Origin of the sequence: Pseudonocardia oceanicola (genome assembly GCF_047200735.1) — a bacterium.
Lineage (GTDB): Bacteria > Actinomycetota > Actinomycetes > Mycobacteriales > Pseudonocardiaceae > Pseudonocardia.
The window spans coordinates 287,286-303,593 of the sequence record NZ_JBJZON010000004.1 but is presented as its reverse complement, the minus strand read 5'-3'; the positions used below and the strand labels follow the sequence as shown (position 1 = coordinate 303,593).

The 16,308-nt window shown below is 75.4% G+C and carries 11 protein-coding genes; 5 read left to right on the top strand and 6 right to left on the bottom strand.

Annotated features, from left to right (window positions below):
• Positions 1-34 precede the first annotated feature (34 nt).
• Positions 35-2,608 (bottom strand): phosphotransferase, encoded by a 2,574-nt coding sequence (locus ACL02T_RS09525; protein ID WP_412830254.1) that lies wholly within the window; start codon positions 2,606-2,608, stop codon positions 35-37.
• Between the two features lie 228 nt (positions 2,609-2,836).
• On the opposite strand from ACL02T_RS09525, the gene ACL02T_RS09520 reads away from it, so the two are divergent.
• A complete protein-coding gene (locus ACL02T_RS09520; protein ID WP_412830253.1) occupies positions 2,837-4,498 on the top strand; it encodes a fumarate hydratase in 1,662 nt (553 codons plus the stop codon).
• Between the two features lie 115 nt (positions 4,499-4,613).
• On the opposite strand, the gene ACL02T_RS09515 is transcribed toward ACL02T_RS09520, so the two are convergent.
• The 3 genes from ACL02T_RS09515 to ACL02T_RS09505 form a co-directional block, all read right to left on the bottom strand.
• Positions 4,614-7,472: a bifunctional acetate--CoA ligase family protein/GNAT family N-acetyltransferase gene (locus ACL02T_RS09515; RefSeq protein ID WP_412830252.1), complete on the bottom strand. Its 2,859-nt coding sequence runs from the start codon at positions 7,470-7,472 to the stop codon at positions 4,614-4,616.
• Between the two features lie 4 nt (positions 7,473-7,476).
• The gene (locus ACL02T_RS09510; RefSeq protein ID WP_412830251.1) at positions 7,477-8,649 is read right to left on the bottom strand and encodes an acetoin utilization protein AcuC; all 1,173 of its coding nucleotides are present in this window, start codon (positions 8,647-8,649) and stop codon (positions 7,477-7,479) included.
• 97 nt (positions 8,650-8,746) lie between these two features.
• Positions 8,747-9,748: a sulfurtransferase gene (locus ACL02T_RS09505; protein ID WP_412830250.1), complete on the bottom strand. Its 1,002-nt coding sequence runs from the start codon at positions 9,746-9,748 to the stop codon at positions 8,747-8,749.
• A gap of 255 nt (positions 9,749-10,003) precedes the next feature.
• Between ACL02T_RS09505 and ACL02T_RS09500 the strand changes: the two genes are divergently transcribed.
• Positions 10,004-10,726 carry an iron-dependent transcriptional repressor DtxR gene (locus tag ACL02T_RS09500; protein ID WP_412830249.1) on the top strand — a complete coding sequence of 241 codons (723 nt, stop codon included), beginning with the start codon at positions 10,004-10,006 and terminating at the stop codon, positions 10,724-10,726.
• 98 nt (positions 10,727-10,824) lie between these two features.
• Positions 10,825-11,787, top strand: a complete 963-nt coding sequence (gene galE / locus ACL02T_RS09495) for a UDP-glucose 4-epimerase GalE (RefSeq protein ID WP_412830248.1) — start codon at positions 10,825-10,827, stop codon at positions 11,785-11,787.
• Between the two features lie 67 nt (positions 11,788-11,854).
• Here galE and ACL02T_RS09490 read toward each other — a convergent pair whose 3' ends face one another.
• Positions 11,855-12,997 carry a DUF4192 domain-containing protein gene (locus ACL02T_RS09490; protein ID WP_412830247.1) on the bottom strand — a complete coding sequence of 381 codons (1,143 nt, stop codon included), beginning with the start codon at positions 12,995-12,997 and terminating at the stop codon, positions 11,855-11,857.
• A 306-nt stretch (positions 12,998-13,303) separates the two neighbouring features.
• Positions 13,304-14,179 carry a M23 family metallopeptidase gene (locus tag ACL02T_RS09485; protein ID WP_412830246.1) on the bottom strand — a complete coding sequence of 292 codons (876 nt, stop codon included), beginning with the start codon at positions 14,177-14,179 and terminating at the stop codon, positions 13,304-13,306.
• 571 nt (positions 14,180-14,750) lie between these two features.
• Between ACL02T_RS09485 and ACL02T_RS09480 the strand changes: the two genes are divergently transcribed.
• Both ACL02T_RS09480 and ACL02T_RS09475 read left to right on the top strand, forming a co-directional pair.
• Positions 14,751-15,536, top strand: coding sequence for a 2-keto-4-pentenoate hydratase (locus ACL02T_RS09480; protein ID WP_412830245.1), 786 nt, complete (start codon positions 14,751-14,753; stop codon positions 15,534-15,536).
• Positions 15,533-16,294, top strand: a complete 762-nt coding sequence (locus tag ACL02T_RS09475) for a 2-keto-4-pentenoate hydratase (protein ID WP_412830244.1) — start codon at positions 15,533-15,535, stop codon at positions 16,292-16,294. The genes ACL02T_RS09480 and ACL02T_RS09475 overlap by 4 nt, the downstream gene beginning before the upstream one ends.
• The last annotated feature ends 14 nt before the right edge of the window (positions 16,295-16,308 follow it).

The following is a 16,308-nucleotide window of genomic DNA, read 5'->3' as shown; positions in this document are numbered from 1 at the left end:
ACCCGACCAGCTCCCGGTCGCTCACTGGTGCACCTCAGGCGGCCTCGAGGGCGGCGCTCGCGCCGCGCAGCGGGGCGCGGACGTTGCGCCGCACCCACACCGGGTTCGCGGAGGCGCGCGCCGACTTGCGGGCGACCTCGGAGACGTGCGCCAGCCAGCCCAGCACGGTCAGCACCCGGCCGTCGAGCGGGTCGCCGCCCAGCCGGCGCTGCACACCGGCCCACCGCTGCCCGGCCGTCGCGGGCGGCGCGGCCAGGGTGTCGAGCACCAGCGACCCGAGCTCCCGCCCGCCGCCGTGCATCGCGGCGAACTGGTGCAGGGCGACGACGTCGAGCACCTGCAGCCCCGCCGGGCGCGCCTCGCACCAGTCGACGATCCCGCTGACCCGGCCGTCGGCGTCGGCGAGCAGGTTCACCGGGCTGAAGTCCCCGTGCGCCCAGCCGACGGACACGCTGCGCCCGAGGAGGGCGGCATCGAGCCGGGCGGCGAGGCTGCGGACGTCGTCGTGCAGCGCGCGCGGGACCAGGGTGCGCACCCGGGCCAGCGGCTCGTGCACCCACTCGGCCAGGTCCTCGGGGCCGATCAGGCGGACCCGGCCGGTGTGCCGGTGCAACTCCCCGATCACCTCCCCGGCGTGGTCGACGAGGGTGCGGCCGCGCGCGGGATCGCGCAGCATCGTGAGCCCGCTCTGCCCCGGGAGCAGCGACTCGATCACGCAGTAGCAGTGGCCGATGTCCCCCGCCCCGAGCACGCGTGGCATCAGCGGGTGCAGGTGGCTGATCCGGGGATCGGCGTGCAGCCGGTCGAGGACCTCGGTCTGCCAGACGAGTCCGGCGCGGCTGCGCGGGGTGTCGCAGGCCTTGAGCAGTGCGCCCTCGTCCCGGGCCTGGTCGCGGGCGCCCCGGGGGGCCGTGCCCTGCTCGAGCGCGTCCTGCTCGAGCGCGCCCTGCACGAGGGCGCCCTGGTCGCGCCGGCCGACGGCGTCCTGCTCGGGTGGTCCCGGCTCGCGCAGTCCCTGCCGGGCCGGGCCCGGCTCGGGTGCGTCCTGATCGGGCGTGCCGTGCCGGCGCGTCCCGCCCTCGGGGCCGACCCGGACGATCACCGACTCGGAGCCGCCCTTCAGGCGCTCGCCGACCGTCCAGCCCGCGCTGCCGGGAACGCGCCGCAGCAGCGAACCGGCACCGCCGATCCGGCGGAGCAGCCCGGCCGACCGCAGCGCGTCGACCCGGCGGGCCAGGACCGGCGGCAGCCACCGCGCGGTCACGACCACGATCACGAGCGCCACCAGCGACTGCCCGAGCAGCCACGCCAGACCGGCCCCGAGGATGCCGAGCACCGGCAGCAGCAGCCAGGAGCCGCCGATCACCAGCACGGCGGCCGTCGCGGGCACCGCGAACTGCACGGCCCCGCGGCGCCGGACCCGTGCGGCGCTGACGGTCGCCGAGGTCACGGCGTACGGCACGGCCGCCAGCGCGGTGAGGGCCAGCGCGGCGGCCCCCTCGCGGGCGTACCCGACGCCGAACACGGACAGGATCAGCGGAGCGCCCGCGGCGACGACCAGTGCCCCCGGCAGCACGAGGGTCAGGGAGCGGCGGATCGTCGCGCGGCGTGCCGACTCGACCGCGTCGGGCGCGGCGGCGTCGGCCGCGGAGTGGGCGACCATCGACTGGTTCATCCCGGACGACACCACGAACAGCGCCTGCGCCACCTGCCAGACGATGCCGTAGGCCCCGTTGGCCTCCGGTCCGAGCCGGCCGAGCACCAGGACGGGCATGCCGAACATCGCGGCCTGCTGGAAGATCGCGCCCGCGTAGTCGGCGCGCACGAAGCCCGCGAGGTCGCGCACGGTGACCCGCTCGACGGTGCCCCCGGTCGCCTCCTGCTCGCCGGCGAAGCGCGGCAACGCGCGGGCGAGCAGCCACACGTTCACGACCAGGACCAGCAGCGCCGTCGCGACCATCCAGGAGACGGCGATGGCCCCGGTCACGGCGGCGAGCAGCGCGGCCACCAGCAACCCGACCTTGAGCAGGGCGAACACGCCGTTCTCCAGCGGCACGACGCGCGCGCGGCGGATCCCGGTCAGCACGTGGTCCTGCACGGTGAACAGCGCCCAGACCGGCGTGGCGAGCACGAAGAACACCGTCAGCCGGTCCTGACCCACCGCCGCCACCAGGTCCGGCGCCCACCACCGTGCGCCGGACGCGAAGGCCAGCCCGGCGAGCGCGGCGATCCCGCCGGCGGCCAGGTACCCGCCGATCACCATGCGCCGCGCCGCCCGGCCCGCGACGGGGACGAACCGCAACAACGCGTAGGTCATGTTCAGGTGCGCGACGCCGCCCAGCAACATCACCGCGGACAGTGCCGCCTGGTTCAGGCCGACGACGTCGGCCGGGAACAGTCGCGCGGCGAGCACCCAGTAGACGAGCCCGACGGCCGCCGTGAGGCCGGAGCCGAGGACGAGGGCGAGCCCGTCGCGGTGGGCGGCGCTGCGGGTCGCGTCCCCGCCGATCCGGGGTCGCGGGACCCGGACGTGCGCCCGGGCCCCGGGACGGCCGCGGGACGCGGGTTTCGGCGGGTCATCAGGCGGCCGTGCGCCCCGGCTCTCCACCGGCGGCACGCTAGCAACACGATCGGGTGGCGGCCGGATGGATCCGAGGTGAACGCCGCTCGAACGCCGTGCGGCGCGGGACGGGAGGCGGGCGGTGCCGGCCACTCGCCCGGCGGTGGGAGTTCCCGGTCACACCCGACGAACCGGACGGTGTGATCCGGGCCGGGCGGTCGAGCATCACGCCCGCGCCGTGCCGGTCGCGCGGCGCCACGGAGGTAGCGTCCCCCCATGCCCGAGTTCCACCACACCGACGTGCTCCCGCTCGGGGACGACCAGACCGAGTACCGCGAGCTGGACCTTCCCGCCGGGAAGCTCGTCGACGCGGCCGGCCGGACGTTCCTCGAGGTCGCCCCCACCACGATCACCGGCCTGGTCCGCGAGGCCGTCAAGGACATCCAGCACCACCTGCGCCCGAGCCACCTCGCCCAGCTCCGCGCGATCATCGACGACCCGGAGGCCTCCGGCAACGACCGGTTCGTCGCCACCGACCTGCTGCGCAACGCCTGCGTCTCCGCGGGCGGCGTGCTGCCGATGTGCCAGGACACCGGCACCGCCGTCGTCATCGGCAAGAAGACCGAGACGGTCCTGACCGGCGGGGACGACGAGGAGGCGATCTCGCGCGGCGTCTTCCAGGCCTACGACGAGCTCAACCTGCGGTACTCGCAGATGGCGCCGCTGTCGTTCTGGGACGAGAAGAACACCGGGACGAACCTGCCGGCGCAGGTGGAGCTGTACTCGAAGCCGGGGCAGAAGCCGTCCTACGAGTTCCTCGTCATGGCGAAGGGCGGCGGCTCGGCCAACAAGACCTTCCTCTACCAGGAGACCAAGGCGCTGTTGAACCCGAAGCGGCTCGCCGCCTTCCTCGACGAGAAGCTGCGCTCGCTGGGCACCGCAGCCTGCCCGCCGTACCACCTCGCGGTCGTCGTGGGCGGGATGTCGGCCGAGTACACGCTCAAGGTCGCGAAGCTGGCCTCGGCGCGCTACCTCGACGGGCTGCCCACGCACGGCTCGGAGCTCGGGCACGCCATCCGGGACCCCGAGCTGGAGCAGCAGGTCCTGGAGCTGACCCGGAACTTCGGCATCGGCGCCCAGTTCGGCGGCAAGTACTTCTGCCACGACGTGCGGGTGATCCGGCTGCCGCGCCACGGCGCCTCGCTGCCGGTCGGGATCGCGGTGTCCTGCTCCGCGGACCGGCAGGCCAAGGCGAAGATCACCGCGAACGGCGTCTATCTCGAGCAGCTCGAGCGTGACCCCGCCAGGTACCTGCCGGACGTCACCGAGGAGCAGCTCGCCGGGTCCGGCGCGGACGAGGTCGTCAGGATCGACCTCACCCGCCCGATGTCCGAGATCCGGGCGACGCTGTCGCAGCTGCCGGTGAAGACCTGCGTCTCGCTGACCGGTCCACTGGTCGTGGCCCGCGACATCGCGCACGCGAAGATCGCCGAGCGGCTCGACCGCGGCGAGGAGATGCCGCAGTACCTGAAGGACCACCCCGTGTACTACGCCGGCCCCGCCAAGACGCCGGAGGGCTATGCGTCGGGTTCCTTCGGTCCCACCACCGCCGGGCGCATGGACTCCTACGTACGGCAGTTCCAGGAGGCCGGCGGCTCGCTGGTGATGCTGGCCAAGGGCAACCGGTCGACGCAGGTCACCGACTCCTGCGCGGCCAACGGCGGGTTCTACCTGGGCTCGATCGGCGGCCCCGCCGCCCGGCTCGCCCAGGACTGCATCCGCAAGGTCGACGTCCTGGAGTACCCCGAGCTGGGCATGGAGGCGGTCTGGAAGATCGAGGTGGAGGACTTCCCCGCGTTCGTCGTGGTCGACGACAAGGGCAACGACTTCTTCGCCGAGACCAGCACCCCGACCCTGCAGGTCACCTTCCGCAGCTGACCGACCCGCACCATGGAACCATGATGCGCGACATCCCCGTCTTCTCGCGCATTATGGCTCCATCACGCGGTCCACGGGGGCGGAAGCGCGCATCATGGTTCCATGGTGCGGCGGGTCAGCCGAGGCGGCGGGGACCGTGGTCGTCGCGGGTCGGGGGCGGGCCCAGGACGACCCGCGCGCCGGTCACGTAGGCGCCCTCGGCCGAGGCCAGCACCGGGTCGAGCGCGAGCGAGCGCACCTCCGGCAGCGCCTCGGCCATCGCCCCGACCCGCAGCGCCAGATCCTCCAACGCCGCCAGGTCGGCCGGCTCGGAGCCCCGGTACCCGGTGAGCAGCGGCGCGGCCCGCGGCGCCCGGATCAGCGCGGCCGCGTCCTCGGTCGACAGCGGCACCACCCGGAAGGCACGGTCGTCGAGCAGCTGGGTGGCCATGCCCGAGATGCCGAAGGACAGCAGCGAGCCGAAGGACGGGTCCTCCGCCACCTCCAGCACGCAGGAGGTGCCCTTGGGCGACATCCGCTGCACGTAGACCTCGTCCTTGCCGGTCACCCGCTGGAGGTCGGCGAACGCCCGGCGGACCGCCGCCACCGAACCGAGGTCGAGGCGCACCCCGACCAGGTCGGTGCGGTGCCGCCACCGGTCCCCCACCGCCTTGAGCGCGATCGGGTAGCCGAGCTCCTCCGCGGCGGCCTCCGTGTCCTCGACGCCGCGGACCCGGCGGAACGCCGTGACGCTGATGCCGAAGCAGCCCAGCAGCTCGACGGCCTCGTCGTCGGTGAGCGGGCGGGTCGCCGGCGCGGCCACCTCCGTGGAGGCCGTGTCCACGGCGTCCGCCGCCACTCCGAGCCGCTCGACCATCGCCCGCGCCCGGTCGAGGTCGATGCCGTCGGGCTGCACGAACTCCCCGACCGGCATCTCCCGCCACTGGGCGTACCGGGCGACCCGGGACAGCGCCTGCACCGCCCGCTCGGGGCTGGCGTACGAGGGCACCGAACCCGGCCCCGGCGTGCCGTCGGGCAGCGGGACGGCCAGTTCGTCCGGCACGCCCTCCATGGCGAGGAAGACCGCCGCCACCGGCTTGTCCGCACCCGCGCCGCCCCCCGCGGTCTCCCGCAGCACCCGCGCGTACTCCGCGCCCGGCGTGGCGATCGGCGGCACGAACACGACGACGATCGAGTCCGCCTCGGCCGCGCCGTCGGCCTCCAGCGCCCGGCCGACGGCGGCGGCGAACTCCTCCGGCGAGGCGGCCGCGCCGACGTCGACCGGATCCCCCGCGGTCTCCAGTCCGGCGTCGCGCAGAGCGTCCGTGACGAGCACGTTCAGTGCGCTCGAGTTGCCGACGACCGCGACCCGTCTCCCCTTCGGCAACGGCTGGTAGGCCAGTAGCAGGGCGGTGTCGAAGAGCTGGGCGATGGTCTCGACCCGGATCACGCCGGACTGCTCGAACAGCGCCCGCACGCTCGCGTCGTCGATCGGGACGGCGCTCTCCCGCAGCCGCTCCGGCCGGGCGTGCCGGCCGCTCTTCACGGCCACCACCGGCTTGGTGCGGGCGAGCCGGCGGGCGAGCCGGCCGAACTTGCGCGGGTTGCCGAAGGTCTCCAGGTAGAGCAGCACGACGTCCGTCGCCGGGTCGGTCTGCCAGTACTGCAGCAGGTCGTTGCCCGAGACGTCGGCGCGGTTGCCGGCGGAGACGAAGGTCGACAGCCCGAGGCCACGCGACTTGGCCGTCGCCAGGATCGCCGTGCCCAGCGCGCCGGACTGGCTGAAGAAGCCGACCCGCCCGCGCGGCGGCAGGTCCGGCGCGAGGCTGGCGTTGAGCCGCACCTCGTCCGCCAGGTTGGCCACGCCGAGCGCGTTCGGCCCGATCACCCGCATGCCGTGCGCCCGGGCCTCGGCGACGAGCCTGCGCTCGGCGATCACGCCGTGCCCGCCGGCGTCGGCGAACCCGGAGCTGACCACGACCAGCGTCTTGACGCCCTTCTCCAGGCAGGAGTCCATGACCTCGTCGATCCCCGCCGCGGGGATGGCGACGACGGCCAGGTCGACCGGGTCCGGGATGTCGGTGACCGACGCGTAGGCCCGCACGCCGCGCACCGAGCGCGCGTCGGGGTTCACGGGGTAGACGGGCCCGGTGAAGTTGGCGCGCAGCAGGTTCGACAGCACCGCGTGCCCGATCTTCGACGGGTCCGTGGAGGCTCCGATGACGGCCACCGACGTCGGGTTGAGCGCGTTCGCCACGCTACGGGCCTCGGCGGCCTGCTCCCGGGAGTCCCGCACGGCGAGCGAGCGCTCCGTGGGGTCGATGTCGAACTCGAGGTGCAGCACGCCCTCGGCGAACGCCCGCCGGACCTGGTAGCCCGCCTCGCGGAAGACGCGGACCATCGCGTGGTTCTCGACCAGCACCTCGGCCTCGAAGCGGTCCAGTCCGTTCTCCCGGGCCGCCGCGGCGAGGTGCTCCAGCAGGATCGACCCGAGCCCGCGGCCCTGGTGGTCGTCCCGCACCACGAAGGCGACCTCGGCCGAGGTCACCGGCTCGTCCGGCTTGTCCGGGTCGCTCAGCCCCTCGTACCGGCCGACCGCGATGATCTCGTCGCCGAGCAGCGCGACGAAGGCGACCCGCTTGTGGTGGTCGACGGTGACGAACCGTTCCAGGTCGCGCGGGGGGATGCGCGGGTAGGGCCCGAAGTAGCGCAGGTAGCGGGTGCGGTCGGACAGCCGCTGGTGGAAGGCCAGCAGCGCGTCGGCGTCGGTGGGCTGGATCGGGCGCAGGTGCACGATCCGGCCGTCCGAGGCGACGATGTCCGCCTCCCAGTGCCGCGGATAGGCCGGCCCCGCGGCGGGCTCGCCGGGCGGGACCGGTGCGGTCGCCTCCGGGGAGCCGTCGGGTCCGGGGGGTTCGACGGTCGCGGTGCCGGAGGGGGTACCGGGCACCGTGCCGGGGGTCGTGCTGGTCCGGTCGGGGGTGCGTTCAGCCATGTACTCAGTCCCGGGGGTCGTCGGGGTCGAGGCCGTGCAGGGGGAAGACGGCCCGCCGGGTGTCGACGAGGCCGCCGTCGACCCGGTCCGCCACGCCGTCCCCCCAGGGGGAGTACGAGGGGTCGGCGTCGTCGGTCATGGCGACCGGCAACGGCATCCGGGTGAGCGAGGTGGCGTGGGCGGTCCAGTCCGCGGGAACGGAGGCCGCCGGGTCCAGGTCGCGGTCGAGCACGGTCGCCAGCAGGTGCGTCCAGGCCCGCGGGACCACGCGGAACAGCGCGTACCCGCCGCCACCGAGGACGAGCCACTTCCCGCCGGCGGTGGTCTCGGCCAGCTCGCGCATGGCCTGGTAGGTGGCCCGCTGCCCGTCGACCGACATCTCCAGGTTGGCCAGCGGGTCCTCCGCGTGGGCGTCGGCGCCGCACTCGCTGACCAGGATCTGCGGGCGGAAGTCCGCGAGCAGCGAGGGCACGATCGCGTGGAAGGCGCGGCGCCAGCCGGCGTCGCCGGTGCCGGGCGGAAGCGGGATGTTCACCGCGTAGCCCTCGCCCTTCCCCTTGCCCAGCTCGGCCGGCCAGCCGGTGCCCGGCCACAGCGTGAGCGGGTGCTGGTGCAGCGAGATGGTCATGACCCGTGGGTCGTCGTAGAAGCAGGCCTGCACGCCGTCGCCGTGGTGCACGTCGACGTCGACGTAGGCGATCCGTTCGTAGCCCTGCTCGAGCAGCCAGGCGATGGCGACCGCGCAGTCGTTGTAGACGCAGAACCCGGCGGCCCGCCCGGGCATGGCGTGGTGCAGCCCGCCGGCGATGTTCACGGCCCGGTCGGCGCGGCCCTCGGCGATCTCCCGGGCGGCGAGCAGCGAGCCCCCGCAGATGAGCGAACTGGCCTCGTGCATGCCGAAGAAGATCGGGTTGTCCTCCGTGCCGAGCCCGTGGCCGACGTCGAAGGGCATCTCCGGCGCGGACTTCACGGCCGTGAGGTAACCGGGCTCGTGGACGCGCAGCAGGTCCTGCTCCGTGGCGGGCTCCGGGGCGAGCAGCTCGACGCCGTCGAACACGCCGAGCAGGCGGGCCAGCCGCATGGTCAGGTCGAGCCGCACCGGGTTGAGCGGATGGTCGTCCGAGAGCTGGTAGGTGAGGAACTCCGGTGTCCAGACCACCGAGGTGCGCGGGCTCATGACGCGGACCGTAGGCGAATCGGGCCCGGGCGGCCACGTGCCGGAGGTCCCGCCGGAGGGGCCGCCGCGCGACCCGGACCCGGAATGCTGCGGCCGGTCACAGCTGCCCCGGGTCGCCCGGCTCCTCGCCGGTCGCGACGGGCCGGCGCGGGTCGGAGCTCCAGTCCGACCAGGATCCCGCGTAGAGCACCGCCGGCCGCTCGGGCGGGCGCAGCCCGGCCACCTCGAGCGCCAGGACCACCGACGCCGCGGTGACCCCCGACCCGCAGTACGCCCCCACCGGTCCGCGCCCCACCCCCAGCCGGCGGAACCGCTCGGCCAGCTCCTCGGGCGGGAGCCAGCGCCCGTCCGCCCCCACGTGCCCGGTGAACGGCGCGTTGACGGCGCCCGGGACGTGGCCGGCCCGCCGGTCGACCGGCTCCTGCTCGCCGCGGTAGCGCACGGCCGCTCGCGCGTCGAGCAGCACGCCGGCCCCGGCGATCGCCGCGGCGCCCTCCGCATCGACGACCGGCATGCCGCCGGGCCGGACCACGACCGTGCCGTTCTGCGGGGCCAGCGGCCCGGTCTCCTCGGGCAGTCCGGCGGCCCGCCAGGCCTTCCACCCGCCGTCGAGCACGGCGACCCGGTCGGCGGGCAGCCCCGCCCAGCGCAGCAGCCACCACGCGCGGGCGGCCACCGAACCGTCGCCGTCGTCGTAGGCGACCACGCGGGAACCGGCGCGCACCCCGCACAGTCGCAGCGCCCGCTCGAGCCGGGCCACCGACGGCAGCGGGTGCCGCCCGCCCAGCCCTCGGGCGCCCTGCGGGTCCGCGAGCTCGGAGTCCAGGTCGATGAAGCCGGCGCCCGGGACGTGCCCGGCGAGGTGGTCGGCGCGCCCGTGCGGGCCGCCCAGCCGCCACCGGACGTCGAGCACGACCGGCCGGTCCGGTGCCCCGAGGACGGCCGCGAGGCCGGCGGAGCTGATCAGCGGCGCGCTCCAGCCGGCCTGCGCACCGGCCGGGGTGCCCGGCCCACCGGTCGCCTCGGCCGCCGCGGACGGCTCCGGGGCAGGGTCGGGCTCGGGATCCGGTTCGCGGTTCGGCGGGGACACGAGCACCATCCTGCACGGTCTATCCTCGAGCAGAAGCGTCCGCCGCCCCTGGATGTCGCCGAATCCGCGCTGCCCGCGACGGCGTCCCGAGCGGACGGAGGGCGTCGCGGGGCACCGGTCGGGCGTAGTCCGGGGCCGCGGTCCGGCCCACCCTCTCCCACCACGCAGCGTCCACCCACCGACCGGTTCGAGCACCGCCGACGACGCTGCGACGACGATGCGACCGGCGCAGCTAGACTGGTCAGACGAACGAAGGGGCCGGCCGTGAACGATCTCATCGACACCACCGAGATGTACCTCCGGACCATCTACGAGCTCGAGGAGGAGGGGGTCGTCCCGCTGCGCGCGCGCATCGCAGAACGCCTCGGACAGAGCGGTCCGACCGTCAGCCAGACGGTGGCGCGCATGGAGCGCGACGGCCTCGTGGTCGTCGCCGGCGACCGACACCTGGAGCTGACGGAGGACGGCCGCTCCCGCGCCGTGGCCGTCATGCGCAAGCACCGCCTCGCCGAGCGCCTGCTGATCGACGTCATCGGCCTCGAGTGGGAGCTCGTGCACGCCGAGGCCTGCCGCTGGGAGCACGTGATGAGCGACGCGGTGGAGCGCAAGCTCGTCGCGCTGCTCGACGACCCGCAGGTCTCGCCCTACGGCAACCCGATCCCGGGGCTGGACGAGCTGCGCGCCAGCGGGAACACGGAGAACACGTCGCGCTCCTCGGCCCCGCCCACGCTCGAGGTCGGCCTGCAGCGGCTCGACGAGTTCGCCCGCCGCGGCGGCGGCCGGGTCGAGGTGCGCCGGATCGCCGAACACGTGCAGGTCGACGCGGACCTGATGGGCGAGCTGAAGCTGGCCGGGATCGTGCCGGGCGGCGACGTCGAGGTCGGCGGTATCCCGCGCTTCGGCGACCCGGTGCCCGTCACCGTGGGCGGCGAGACCGCCACCGTCGCCCCGCTCATCGCGCACGCGGTCCTCGTCCGCGCCGTCTGAGCCGGGCGACGCTTCCCGTCCGTGCCGGGTCGACCGCCGGGAACCGGATGCGGCGTGAGACCGTTCCGCTGCAGGAGTGCGGACCCAGGGAGGACCTCGTGAAGCTGCTCGTCACCGGAGGCGCGGGCTACGTCGGCAGCGTCAACGCGGCCCACCTGGTGGAGGCCGGGCACGAGGTCGTGGTGCTCGACGACCTGTCCACCGGGCACGCGGACGCGGTGCCGGAGGGCGCGCGCTTCGTGGAGGGTGAGCTGTCCGAGGCCGCGGGCCCGCTGCTCGCCGAAGGCTTCGACGGGGTGCTGCACTTCGCCGCCCGCTCGCTGGTCGGCGAGTCGGTGGAGAAGCCGGAGCTGTACTGGGACAACAACGTGGTCCGCACCTTCCGGCTGCTGGAGGCGATGCGCGAGCACGGCACCCCGCGGCTCGTCTTCTCCTCCACCGCCGCGGTGTACGGCGAGCCGGAGCAGGTGCCGATCCGGGAGGACGCCCCGACCCGGCCGACCAATCCGTACGGCGCCAGCAAGCTCGCCATCGACACCATGATCACCTCGTACGCGGCGGCGTACGGGCTGGCCGCGGTCAGCCTGCGCTACTTCAACGTGGCCGGCGCGCACGGCCGCTTCGGCGAGCGGCACGCGGTGGAGACGCACCTGATCCCGATCGTGCTGCAGGTCGCCGCGGGCACCCGGGAGTCCGTCGCGATCTACGGCGACGACTGGGACACCCCGGACGGCACCTGCCTGCGCGACTACATCCACGTCGACGACCTCGCCGACGCCCACCTGCTGGCCCTCCGGCACGCGCGGCCGGGGCGGCACGGGATCTACAACCTCGGCAGCGGCCGGGGATTCTCGGTCCTCGAGGTGGTCGAGGCCTGCCGCGCGGTGACCGGGCACCCGATCCCCGCCCGGGTGGCCCCGCGCCGGGCCGGCGACCCCGCGGTCCTCATCGCATCCAGCGAGCGCGCGACCGCCGAGCTGGGCTGGAACCCCACCCGCACGGCTCTGGAGGTCATGGTCGGCGACGCCTGGCGCTTCACCCAGGAGCGGATGCCCGTCTGACCCCCGTCGCCGGCGGGCGCCGAGGCGGGCGATACGCCGGCCCGGTACCGCCCCGGTCGTGGGCCGCTCACGGAACCTCCTCCAGCCAGGCCCGGACCTCGGCCGGTCCCCAGCCGGCGTCGAGCGCCACCCGGAGCGTTCCGGCGAGGCGATGGCCGGGGTCGGCGTCGAGGGCCCGGTCGAGGGCCACGTTGGCCAGGGCCCCGTCGCCGCGCAGCAGCGCCGAGACGGCGAGCAACGCGGCCGGGGTCGCGGCGTCGGCCCCCGGGCTGGTGCGGGCCAGGGCCGCCCAGAGCTGCTCGGCCTCCGCCGCCGACGGCCCGGCGCAGGTCGCGAGCGCCTCGTCGCGGAACCACGGCCGGCGCAGCGCCGATGCCATCGCGCTCGTGAGGCGCCGTCCGACGACCAGCCGGCCGGCCGCGGCGGCGGCCAGGGCCTCGCGCAGCAGGCGTCGCGGGTCGGCCGCGCCCGACGCTCCGCTCCGCCCGCTCGCCCCGGCGGCCCGCTCCGGGCCGGTCGGCTCCACCACCTTCCGCAGGTCCTCGCGGGAGTCGCGGAGTACTGCGCCCCGGGCGACGGCGGTGGCGGCGAGCACGGAGGCCCCCGGGTCCGGCAGCGTTCCCGCGCAGCGGCAGTCGTGCAGCGGGTAGCAGCGCCAGGCCGCGCCGGCCGCGATCTCCGCGGCCCACGCGACGGTGTGCACGGCGATCTCCCGCTCGAGCAGGGCGAGGGTGGCCGCACCCGCCACGTCCGCCCGCGGCGGCCACCCCGGCTCCCCCGGCGGCGGTGCCGCCGGCTCGCCCCCGCCCACGACCAGCACGGCCGCGCCCTCCGGATCGTCCCGGCACAGCGCCGCGGCGGCGGACTCGCAGAGTGCGACCACCAGCTCCGGGTCGTCCGACGGCGGCAGGTCCACCCGCAGCGTCAGGCCGACGCGGCGGCTGTGCGGCCCTCCGGTCGCGATCATGACCAGCGAGTCCCGTGGGCGGAACCCGATCAGCACCGGCACGGCGGCGAGGAGGCCCTCGGTGCCGACCCGCACCGGAGACTCCGGGTCGCCCGGCAGCACCGGGGCGGCGGGACCGGCGGGACCGGCGGGATCGGGGGGATCGGGGGGACCAGCGGGATCGGGGGGATCGGCCGGACCCACGGGGTCGGTGGGGCCGGTGGAGTGCGGGGACGGCGGGACCGGAGGCGGCACGAAGCTCATGCCGGGCAGCGTCACCCGGCTCGCCGGCCCGTGGCGGGGCCGGCGCCGCGGCGGTGGACAACCCCGGCGCCGGGCACGGGCGACCGCGGCCCTGACCGCACCGTGTGGACGACCGGCGCCGGCGGGCCGGCGGTCCGGTCGCCGTGTCGTCCCACCGTCGTAACGTCCCGTGGTTGCCCCTGTGCACCTGCCCGGGAACCCTGACCGGGACGCAGGGCACGGGAGGACCGCCGGTGTACGACGACCTCCTGGTGATCGGTTCGGGACCGGGCGACCGGAAGGCCGCGATCGCGGCGGCGGGCCGCCTCAGGTGTAGCCGATGCCCTGCTCGTCGAGCCAGGGCTTCGGATTGATCTTGGTGCCGGCCGGGGTGGTGACCTCGACGTGCAGGTGCGGGCCGGTGGACTGGCCGCGGTTGCCGACCTCCGCGATCTGCTGCCCGGCCTCCACCCGCTCGCCCACGCTCACCAGTGAGCGGTTGATGTGGCCGTACGTGGTGATCGTGCCGTCCGCGTGCTGCACCCGCACCCACAACCCGAAGCCGCTCGCCGGGCCGGAGCTGATCACGGTGCCGGCCAGCGGGACGTGGATCGGGGTGCCGATCGGCGCGGCGATGTCCATGCCCTGGTGCGGGACGCCGCCGCGGATGCCGAAGCCCGAGGACACCCGGCCGATCACCATCTGGATCCCGCCGGCCGCGGCGAGGGATGCGCCCGGCTCCGCCGGCTTCGCGGCCTCCGAGACCCGCGCGGCCTCGGCCGCCTTCCGCGCGGCCTCCGCCTCCTCGGCCGCCTTGCGGGCGGCGTCGGCCGCGGCCCGGTGCAGGTCCGCGGCCTTGACCACGTCGGCCACGACGTCGGCGCCGGTCACCGGGCCGGCCACGGTGCCGGGGGCGGCCACCGCGGGCGGGGTCGCGACCGGCGCGAGCGGCACCCGGACCTGCCGACCGGCGAGGTCGGCGATCGAGTCGACGTCGACGGTGCCCGTGGTGTCGGTGGCGTGGAGGTCGCCGGTGAGGGCGGACGCCCCGGCGGTCAGCTCCACGAGGCCCGCGCGCAGGGCGTTGGCCCCGGTCTCCAGGTCGGGGAGCGCGCCCGAGTAGGCGGCCTGCCCGGCCGCCGCGACGACGCCGCCGACGGCGACGACCGCCGCCATGCGCGCCTGCAGCGACGTGAGACCCACGGACGGGGACGACAGGGACAGCGACGGGGAGCCGCTGGGGAGCGGGAGGCTCGTTCGCAGGCCGCCGGGCCCCGCTGCCGCCACGGGGGCGACGGGCAGCGGAGGCCCGGCGATCGCGCGACGGCCCTGGGGGGAGCGATGCCGTGCCACGATCTTCCTTCCGGATCGGGACGGGCCGGACATCCGGTGGGGGGCCGGAACGGAGCGGCTCGGGGTTGCCGCTCCGGAGTCCTCTTCGTGACCTCGTCGTGATCCGCGGACGACGCTAGCGGGGCGGGTGTCGTGTTGTCCCGGTCCGGTTGCCCCCGGAGGGATCACCGGATCGGGTGGCGCGCCGAGCGGCCGGATCGGCACCCGTCCGGCGTGTCGCCGCGACACGCGGGGTGTTCGCCTGCCGTTCACCGCATCGACGGGCCCCACGCCCCGCTCGTCGTCACCAGCCCGCTCCTGACCGCACGAACGGCACTCTCGTGCGGACCTACCGCACGAACGGCACTCTCGTGCGGTAGGTACGTGACCGCGACCGGGGCGCCGGGGAGGATGGACGGCGAACTCGCCCGAGGAGGACCCCATGCCCGTGCCGGACGCGGCGGCGAAGGCCAGGGCGCTCTACGACGCCCGGCGCAGCCGCACGCCGATCCCGCCCTTCACCGACGCCGACCCCACGCTCGGGATGGCCGACGGGTACGCCGTGCAGCGCGCGCTGCTCGACCTGCTGCTCGCCGACGGCGACCGGATCGTCGGGTACAAGGTCGGCCTGACCTCCGAGCCGATGCAGAAGATGATCGGCGTGGACTCCCCCGACCACGGACCCGTCCTCGCCTCCACCGTCTACCGGGACGGCGACGAGATCCCGCTCGACCGGTTCATCGCCCCCAAGATCGAGGCCGAGATCGTGTTCGTGCTCGCCGAACGCCTGACCGGCCCCGGCGTCACCGTCACGCGAGCCCGGGCCGCGCTCGCCGGCGCCGTGGCCGGGATGGAGATCGTCGACTCCCGTATCGCGGACTGGCGGATCATGGTCGCCGACACCGTGGCCGACCTGGCCTCCCACGGCGCCGTCGCCACGTCGAGCCGGATCGTCCCGGTGGCCGACCTCGACACCCGGCTCGTCGGCATGACGCTGACCCGCAACGGCGAGCTGATCGACACCGGGGCCGGTGCCGCGGCGTGGGGCGACCCCGTCGCCGTCGTCGCCTGGCTGGCGAACGTCCTGGGCGAGAACGGCGTCGCCCTCGAACCCGGACACCTGATCATGACGGGCGCGCTGCACGCGGCCGTCCCGATGACCCCGGGCGAGGTGTTCCGGGCCGAGTTCGACCGGCTCGGGCCGGTGACCGTGAGGGTGGGCGCATGATCAACGTGAGCGAGCTGGCGGCCCGGCTGGGCAAGGCCGTCGCCGACCGCACCGCGATCGGCCCGCTGTCCGACGAGTTCCCGGAGCTCGACATCCCCACCGCCTACCAGGTGCAACGCGAGCTGCGCGGCGCCGCGGGGCCGCTCGCCGGCTGGAAGCTCGGGCTGACCTCGCGCGCCAAGCAGATGCAGGTCGACGTCAGGGAGCCGATCTACGGGTTCCTGCCCGCCGCGGGCGCCCTGGACCTCGGCGAACCGCTCGACACCGGCGCGCAGATCCAGCCGCGCTGCGAGCCCGAGATCGTGTTCACCCTCGGCCGCGACCTCGCCGGGCCGCACGTCACCGCGGCCGACGTGATGGCGGCGGCGTCCGGCGTCGCCGTGGGGATCGAGGTCCTCGACTCCCGCTACGCCGACTACGGCTTCACCATGGCCGACGTCGTGGCGGACAACACCTCCGCCGCCCGGTACGTCGTCGGCACGCCGGTCCCGCCGGCGGGCATCGACCTGCGGCTCGTCGGCGTGGTCCTGGAGAAGAACGGCACGCTGGTCGCCACGGCGTCGGGTGCGGCGTCGCTCGGCCACCCCGCCGCCGCCGTCGCCTGGCTGGTCCGCGCGCTCGCCGCCGAGGGCGAGGGCCTGCACGCGGGTGAGATCGTCCTGTCCGGCGGTCTGACGGCGGCGGTGCCGGTCGGGCCGGGCGACGTCGTCGTCGCGTCGGTCGACCGACTCGGGACGCTGGAGCTGGGATGCCGCTGATCCAGGAGACGACG